Raw genomic sequence first — 1,451 nt, forward strand, 5'->3', positions numbered from 1 at the left:
GCGCAGAGCTCCGAATACACCATCCTGCGCACCAGCGGACTCGGCCCCTGGCGCGCGCTGAAGTTGCTGCTGGTCCTGGGGGCGCTGTTCGTGGTGTTCAGTTTCGCCGTGGGCGACTATGTGGCGCCTGCCAGCGAACGGGCCGCACAGCTGCTCAAGGCGCGCTACCAGAACAAGATCACCATCGGCCAAACCGGTGCCTGGTTGAAGGAAAAGCAGGCCTACAACACCTTTGTGGTCAATGTGAGGGCCCTTACCCCCGACAACGAAATGCAGGGTGTGCAGATTTTCGAGTTCAACAACAAGGGATTGATCGTCTCCACCACACAGGCGCCGCTGGCAGCGTTCACCGCTGGCGATGCCTGGGAATTGAACCAGGCCACACGCGCAGAGTTTGATGTTCCTGCCGGCGCCAGCAGCGCCGCCAAACCCGGAGGCAGCGCCAAGGTCAACCGCACAGTGCTAAAGAACTTTCGCTGGCCTACCGAAATCAGCGCTGAAATGGTTTCGGTGGCGCTGCTCAAGCCTGAGCGCATGGGCACCATTGACCTGTTCAATTACGTCCGTCACCTGGACGCCAATGGGCAGACCGCGCAGCGCTATGAAATAGAGTTCTGGAAAAAAGTCTTTTACCCGCTCAGCTGCCTGGTGATGGTGATTCTGGCGCTGCCTTTTGCCTACCTTCACTTTCGCTCCGGCGGCATCGCCGGCTACGTGTTCGCCGGTGTGATGATCGGCATCAGCTTCTTCCTGCTCAACAACGTGTTCGGCTATATCGGCAACCTGCGAAACTGGCAGCCCTGGCTTGCGGCTGCCACGCCAGGGCTGCTTTATATGGCCGTCTCGCTGGGCGCGTTTGGCTGGCTGGTGCTCAGGCGTTAACGGACGCGACCGTTCATGACGTCCCTGGCCCATACGCCGCGCGGCATCATCCTGCTTGCCCATGGCTCGCGCGACCCGCAGTGGCGCGACCCCATTGAGGCGGTTGCCGCACAAGTCCGTCTCCGCGAGCCCGGTACCCCCGTCAGTTGCGCCTACCTGGAGCTTTGCCCTCCTTCATTGCCTGAAGCTGCTACAAATTTAATAGCTGCCGGCGCACGCCATATAAGGGTTTTTCCGCTTTTCTTTGGTATAGGCAAGCACGCCCGGGAAGACTTGCCGCTGCTGGTCGAACGCGTCAGGTTGGCGCATCCGGGCGTAGAAGTCGAGCTTCTGCCCGCAGCCGGGGAATACCGCGAATTGACCGCACTTATGGCCAGCATTGCCTTGTCATAACCGTGGAGGCATGGCGCATCGGTACGGCAGTTGGGCTCCTCTTTAGCGTAAAACAGGCATAATAAAATCAATAATTAGCCTGAATTCGATATGAACCTTCACCAATTCCGCTTCGTCCAGGAGGCCATCCGGCGCAACCTGAACCTGACAGAGACCGCCAAGGCCCTGCACACCTC

The 1,451-nt window shown here is 59.5% G+C and carries 2 protein-coding genes; both read left to right on the plus strand.

The features are described from left to right. On the plus strand, positions 1 to 882 hold an 882-nt coding region (gene lptG, locus AC1D1P_RS23255; RefSeq protein WP_477674623.1), incomplete at its 5' end, for an LPS export ABC transporter permease LptG. 15 nt (positions 883 to 897) lie between these two features. Continuing rightward, on the plus strand, positions 898 to 1,275 hold the full coding sequence (locus AC1D1P_RS23260; protein ID WP_477674624.1) for a sirohydrochlorin chelatase: 378 nt from the start codon (positions 898 to 900) through the stop codon (positions 1,273 to 1,275). Positions 1,276 to 1,451 lie beyond the last annotated feature (176 nt).

Source organism: Polaromonas sp. P1_E1_2, assembly GCF_056406035.1.

What these genes read in the sequence shown, in the direction of transcription:
- AC1D1P_RS23260 (WP_477674624.1), top strand. Translation starts at nt 898, where the DNA reads ATGACGTCCCTGGCCCATACGCCGCGCGGCATCATCCTGCTTGCCCAT.